The 6,006-nt window shown below is 57.5% G+C and carries 7 protein-coding genes; 5 read left to right on the forward strand and 2 right to left on the reverse strand.

All coding sequences use genetic code 11. The features are described from left to right. Positions 1–454: 454 nt before the first annotated feature. The gene (locus HYZ49_15030; GenBank protein MBI3243595.1) at positions 455–862 is read right to left on the reverse strand and encodes a hypothetical protein; all 408 of its coding nucleotides are present in this window, start codon (positions 860–862) and stop codon (positions 455–457) included. Positions 863–1,000: 138 nt separating this feature from the next. Beyond that, entirely contained in the window at positions 1,001–2,458 is a 1,458-nt protein-coding gene (locus HYZ49_15035) for a homospermidine synthase (protein ID MBI3243596.1), read from the reverse strand. A 219-nt stretch (positions 2,459–2,677) separates the two neighbouring features. On the opposite strand from HYZ49_15035, the gene HYZ49_15040 reads away from it, so the two are divergent. The 5 genes from HYZ49_15040 to HYZ49_15060 all read left to right on the forward strand — a co-directional run bounded on the left by HYZ49_15040 (position 2,678) and on the right by HYZ49_15060 (position 5,889). Further along, positions 2,678–3,220: a DUF488 domain-containing protein gene (locus HYZ49_15040; protein MBI3243597.1), complete on the forward strand. Its 543-nt coding sequence runs from the start codon at positions 2,678–2,680 to the stop codon at positions 3,218–3,220. After that, complete coding sequence (locus tag HYZ49_15045; protein ID MBI3243598.1) at positions 3,217–3,657, forward strand: DUF488 domain-containing protein; 441 nt, start codon at positions 3,217–3,219, stop codon at positions 3,655–3,657. Before HYZ49_15040 ends, HYZ49_15045 begins: the two co-directional genes overlap by 4 nt. A 495-nt stretch (positions 3,658–4,152) precedes the next feature. After that, positions 4,153–4,797 (forward strand): VOC family protein, encoded by a 645-nt coding sequence (locus HYZ49_15050; GenBank protein MBI3243599.1) that lies wholly within the window; start codon positions 4,153–4,155, stop codon positions 4,795–4,797. An 8-nt stretch (positions 4,798–4,805) separates the two neighbouring features. Further along, entirely contained in the window at positions 4,806–5,540 is a 735-nt protein-coding gene (locus tag HYZ49_15055; GenBank protein ID MBI3243600.1) for a gamma-glutamyl-gamma-aminobutyrate hydrolase family protein, read from the forward strand. A gap of 79 nt (positions 5,541–5,619) precedes the next feature. Continuing rightward, positions 5,620–5,889, forward strand: a complete 270-nt coding sequence (locus HYZ49_15060; GenBank protein ID MBI3243601.1) for a hypothetical protein — start codon at positions 5,620–5,622, stop codon at positions 5,887–5,889. Positions 5,890–6,006: the final 117 nt, after the last annotated feature.

The following is a 6,006-nucleotide window of genomic DNA, read 5'->3' on the forward strand; positions in this document are numbered from 1 at the left end:
GCCTTACCGACGGCGGTCTGGATCAACCCGCCGCAGGTGACGCTGGCTGCCCCGGCTGACTTGCCGAAAACTACTGGTGTAGACACGGACGATCTACACTAAATTCCCAACCAAGTTGTCTCAAAGGGTTGACACATTCCGTAATACGCCAAAGCTTCCGGCCTTCAGGTTTACCTGCTTCAGAGAGCCATCCCTTGCTTGCACAATAGTTGGCTGTCGCAGGCAAATTTGTGGGGCGAGGCCAGCGCGCACGTCGAAAATAGTCTCTCAAAACTGTTCCGATGTCCGTGCTATCGGCCCCTTCGTTCTCAAACCGATGATAAATTGCGACCATGAGGCGCATAGTGTCGCTGGCGTCGCGAGCTAATGTAGATGCTATTTCTTCCCAAGAAGGCGTTGAACTAAAGAGTTGGGTTGTCACTGATTATCTCCTGTTGTTATAGTTATAGTTGCGTCATTCTTTCGGAATGGCACTTTCGAGAATTGCCCAAGACTTATGAATAGAGGATGACCGCACAGAATATCGCCCTTGATCGTCTTGGAAAACTACCTTTTCCCGTATCAATTCAGTAAGCTTCGGCCTGACAGTTCCGCCCGGAAGCTCTGTTTCAGATTCAATGTTCTTGGGTAGGACTGTAGCCTGAAATTCCGGGTTGCGAGTAGATAGAGCAAGGCGAGAAAGCAGATAAATCAAAACCTTCTGCTTAGTGGCAAGCTTTTGCCCGGTCAAATTGAAGCTAATTGTTCCTTTTTCAGGATTAATCCTGACAAAAGGCAATATCATTTTGGCAAGCTTTTCTCGAAGTTCGCCTTCCAACTCTTCGGTGGTTACAAAAATAGCATCAAGCGGATCGGTTGTCACGGTACTCTCCTTTGGTATAGCGTATCGTTATAATTTTATGATACGACTAACCGGTATGTTTGTCAAGGGTGTGATCATTAAAAAATCTACGGCGACCAAATTGAGATAGCCGCAGATTTTTAGTGTCAATGATCGCCTTCAAAACGCCACAAACGCCTCAAACTGCCAAACATCCTCCTCGGCGGGCCGCCCTTTGTCTTTCCAGCGCTCGAACGGGTCGAAGCGGTTCTTGAGCGGCGTCCAGTCGGTTTGGATCGAGGGGCGCGGGCCGAGGTAGGGGTTGGAGATTTCCAGCACTTGGTCGTGCGGCAAGTCGTCTGGCACGTTGAAGCCCTGGCGCGGGTTGCGGATCATCCAGAACACGGCTCCCAGAATCGAGGCGGCTACTTGTAGCGTCGTCGCGCTCTGGCCCGGTACAAGTTTGCGCGCCTCGTGAATGTCCAACTGCGAGCCCGTCCACCAGCCGTTCAGGTCGTGGCCAAGCAGAAGCACGCCCAACTCGTCTATGCCGCCCGTGATCTCGTCGTTCATGATCCGCTGTCGGGGCTGAAGCTCGTAGCTTCGCATCTTCAACTCGTGCAGTGAGGCAATGGCGGCGTCGGTGGGCAGGTAGGCGTAATGCACGGTCGGGCGATAGATTGGCTTATCGTTTTCCCACACGGTCAGATGGTCGCAAATGGTGAAGGCTTCGCCGTGCCGCACGACCATGCCGATGATCTCGCCGCCGAGCGGAACCCACGAGCGCACGTAAGTGTTCATGCCCATTTGGGCCAGACAGATTTGGTTGCACGGGCCGTGATGGTGAACGTGGGCATTCAGGGGAAGCCGCCTCTCGTGCGTGCCCCAACCCATCTCTGCCGGGGCCACGCCTTCCTCGTGGAAGCCGGCCACTGACCAAGTATTCACAAACTCATCCACCTCTTTCGGCTTGTCACTAATTTGCGTGTCGCGCTCGGAAACGTGGATGACTTTGACGCCGGTCGTCATCGCCAGCCGGGCATAGTCTGTGTCGGCCAGGTGCCTTTCGAGCGCGGTCTTGCGATTCGGGTCGAGGCCGTCTTTCTTGAGTATGTCTTCGGCGATGTCGAGCAGGGCGGCTTTCGTCCAGTGGCTCACCAATCCGGGGTTTGCGCCATGCTCCACGACTCCGGTCGGGCCGGGATCACGCCACCCACTGACACGGCGGCGCAACTCCAGGTGGCGCACGTAGAGCGTGCGATCAGCAGGCGAGATCGCGCCCGCATCTTCATAAGGATCCCACAACTCAACCGAGGTGTTCAGATACAGCACGTTGTGGTCGTGACACCACTGCATGATCTCGCCGCAGTCAATGTTCCAGGCCAGATCGATCAGCAGATCGCCGGAGCCAACATATTGGCCCAGCAGTGTTGGCAGGTTTTCGCGGGTGACTCGATCCTGCACGTACTTCGCGCCCGCCGCCAGCGTTTCGGGGATGGCGTGACGTAGGTCTTCAAAGTCCATCACCGTCAGTTTCGAGAAGTCCATCTCGAAGTGCCGCAGGATGAGCGGCTGGAGACAGCGCGACACCGACCCGCAGCCCAGGATCAGGGCACGGCCACCAAAAGAAATTTTCATTTGATAAATCTCCTTCTGATGTTTGACTCAGACTTCCGAAATCTCAGAGATTTCGGAAGTCTGGCTAGTGTTGGCAAAAGACAAGAGTCGAGGCTGTAGCCGGAACTTTGCTACAGGCTCGACTCTGTGTGCCGTTGCGTGGCGTTGAGGTGAAAGTATTATAGCCAGTAAACCGCAAAAGCGGGACAAAAGTTACGCAGTGGTATACTGCCGTTGCCCATGAAGCTTCTCACCATCGGCCACAGCAACCACAGCCTCGACAAGTTCATCCGCCTGCTGGAAGCGAACGGGGTGATGACGCTGGTGGACGTGCGCACCGCTCCGGCCAGCCGCTACAACCCGCACTTCAACAAAAGCAATCTCGAACAAGAACTGCCCCGCCGCGAGATTCAATACGTCTTCGCCGGCAAATTTCTGGGTGGCCGCCCCTCCGACCCGACCTGCTATAAGTCCAAGACCCTGCCCGCCGAGGGCGCGGACTATCTGCACGAAGTGGACTATCAAGAAGTGATGAAGCGCGAGTGGTTCGTCAAAGCCGTCGCCCGCCTGCTCGAAATCGCCGACGAGGGCACGACAGCCATCCTGTGCAGTGAAGAGAATCCGGCGGACTGCCACCGCCACCACCTGATCGCCAAATATATTTTGCGCGAGCACCCGGACGTGACCGTGCAACACATTCGCGGCGACGGCGTGGTGTTCAATGCAGCGTCACTGCTCAAATCGGTGGACGAGGCGGAGGGGGAACAACCGCCGCTTTTATGAAACTCTATACAATCGGCTTCACCCAAAAACGCGCCGAAGAGTTTTTTGGATTGCTGGAGACTCGCGGCGTGCAACGCCTGGTGGACATCCGCCTCAGCCCCGGCGGCCAGCTCTCCGGTTTCGCCAAGCAGGAAGACCTGCCCTACTTCCTCCGCGAACTGGCCGCCGGTTGCCAGTATGTTCATCTGCCTCTTCTGGCCCCGACCAAAGAAATTCTCAAAGACTACAGAACCGACGACGACTGGCCGCGTTACGAGACTCGCTTCGAGCAGTTGATGGACGAGCGGGATGTTCCGGCTGTCATCAACCGCGACGAGTTTGAAGCGCTGGCCTCGTGCCTGCTGTGCAGTGAAGCCACGCCCGAACAGTGCCACCGCCGCCTCGTTGCCGAGAGGCTGGCCGCCCATTGGCCGGGCGTGGAGATTGTCCATTTGTAGGGCGAATTGCCAATTCGCCCAGACGCTATGAAAAAGTTGCTCACCATCACCGACCTGACTCGCATGCAAGCTGGCCGGGTGTGCGTGGCCGGTTACGACGAAAGCGGCCAGTGTATCCGCCCGGTCTTGCCTCACACCGGCATCTCTGAATCAAGTCTGCTGGTGAAGGGCAAGCCGGTCGTCTTTCCGTTCGCCGTCGTCGAGTACAACTTTCTGGGCCACAAGCCCGAGCCGCCGCACACCGAAGACTGGCGCTACGACCCGGCCTCGGTGCGCTTCGTGAAGCAGGCCGACGAGGCGCAAAGGCAGACTACGCTCGACAAATCTCTTTCCTCTGATGTGACCGCCATCTTTGAACAGCCGATTTATCACGACCTGGGCTACTACGTGATTGACGGCCAGGGGCCGCGGTCGCTGGGCACGATCCAGCCGCGCTCGATCAACAAAGCCATTCACGAACAGCGCGAGGGCAAGTGGGACTACCGCCTTGAGTTTATGGACAACGGCGGGTTCACCTACCGCCTGAAAATCACCGACCTAGCCTTTCGCTACTACTGCGACGCGCAACGCAAAGCCGACCGCGCTCCAAACGACATCTCAGCCCAACTCACCTCGACGCTCAGGTCGGGCAACACTTATCTTCGCATCGGGCTGGCCCGAGGCTGGGATAAACAGCCGGAGCGGTGCTACTTGCAGATCACCGGCGTCCACACCTTCCCCGATTACCTCGACGGCAAAACCTTCGCCGACTTTGCGCCCGTCCCGCTCGCCGTGCCAACCATCGCCCGCCTGCACCACGCCCAAATCACGATCCCGGCTGGCGCAGAAGAGGCAGGCCGCCAGTTTTATTGCGGCGTGCTGGGCCTGCGCGAGACCGAGAAGCCCGACTCACTGCAAGGGCGCGGCGGCTTCTGGCTGCAAGTTGGCGGACAGCAACTGCACGTGGGAACAGAGGACGGCGTGGATCGCAATGCGACGAAAGCGCACCTGGCCTACGAAGTAGCCGACCTCGAAGCGTGGCGGAAACGGCTGGGGCAGTACCGAGTCGCCATTCAAGAGTCGGTTCCCATTCCCGGCTACCGTCGCTTTGAAATTCGCGATCCATTTGGCAACCGCATCGAGTTCATTCAGCCGTTATAATTCGCTCCATGCCCTCTCCCCTCATCGGCATCACCGTTCACCCCAAAACCGCACCCGACCGCGCCGAACTCGACGAACTGCTGGAAGCGATTGTGCAATCCGTCGAACGCGCGAGCGGCCTGCCCGTCCTTATTCCACTCGGCCTGAGCGAGGGCACTCTGCGCGGCCTGTACGCTCAACTCGACGGCCTGCTTCTTTCGGGCGGCGGCGACATTGACCCGGTTCGATACGGCGCAGAATCGCACGAGACGATGGGCGGCGTGGATGCAGAGCGCGATCGAACCGAGTTCGCGCTAACGCGGTGGGCAACTGCCGACGATCAAGTGAGGCCGTTGTTTGGCATTTGCCGGGGAGCGCAAGTCCTCAACGTCGCCCTCGGCGGCACGCTCTATCGCGACATTGGCGAATATCCAAACGCGATCCGCCACACTTACCCGAGCGCCGAATACGCAACCCGATGTCCCCACGAGATCAAGGTTGAAGAAGAATCGGCTCTGGCCCGCATCGTCGGCCAACCCGTGATCGGCGTCAACAGTCTGCATCATCAGGCGATCAAGGACGTTGCCGCCGGCCTGGCCGTCACTGCCCGTTCACCCGACGGTTTGGTGGAAGCCGTCGAAATCCCTCATCATCCGTTTGCCCTGGCCGTGCAGTGGCACCCGGAGTGCCTGCCGCACCTGCCGGAACACCGCCGGTTGTTTGAAGCTTTCGTCCAGGCCGCTTCAAAAGGGTCAACGGATTAAACAGATTGACCGGATTTGATCTATACGTTGAATACGTTCAATCCGTTGACCTCCCTGTGAACCCGGTTACAATTAGCCCATGCCCGACGCTCCCCGAAAATATTTTCTGATCAACGACTCGCAAATTGAGGCCGCCAAAAAAATCTGGCCGCAGGTCAGCTTCAAGACCTGGGTGCTAGTGCTGAAGCGCGCCGACGAGCCGATGGTGCTGAACAAAGCCGCCCATAAAGGCATCGGCTTCAGCAAAATATCTGTGCCCGACCCGGCCCAAACCGTGGATGGCATGTATTACCGCCGTGATATGGACGTGCTGATCCTGATCAGCGGCGAGACCCCTCTTGTGAAGTGAACGGTGAACAGTGATCAGTAAACTGTTCACTGTTCACTATTCACCGATCACTTTCATTTGATGAACAACTCCAAAACCTACTTTCCCGAATCGGCGATGGTCATCGTCGCTCACCCC

This window comes from Chloroflexota bacterium (assembly GCA_016197225.1).
Classification (GTDB): Bacteria; Chloroflexota; Anaerolineae; order Anaerolineales; family VGOW01; genus VGOW01.

What these genes read in the sequence shown, in the direction of transcription:
- HYZ49_15035 (MBI3243596.1), bottom strand. Translation starts at nt 2,458, where the DNA reads ATGAAAATTTCTTTTGGTGGCCGTGCCCTGATCCTGGGCTGCGGGTCG.
- HYZ49_15055 (MBI3243600.1), top strand. Translation starts at nt 4,806, where the DNA reads ATGCCCTCTCCCCTCATCGGCATCACCGTTCACCCCAAAACCGCACCC.
- HYZ49_15045 (MBI3243598.1), top strand. Translation starts at nt 3,217, where the DNA reads ATGAAACTCTATACAATCGGCTTCACCCAAAAACGCGCCGAAGAGTTT.
- HYZ49_15050 (MBI3243599.1), top strand. Translation starts at nt 4,153, where the DNA reads ATGGACAACGGCGGGTTCACCTACCGCCTGAAAATCACCGACCTAGCC.
- HYZ49_15060 (MBI3243601.1), top strand. Translation starts at nt 5,620, where the DNA reads ATGCCCGACGCTCCCCGAAAATATTTTCTGATCAACGACTCGCAAATT.
- HYZ49_15040 (MBI3243597.1), top strand. Translation starts at nt 2,678, where the DNA reads ATGAAGCTTCTCACCATCGGCCACAGCAACCACAGCCTCGACAAGTTC.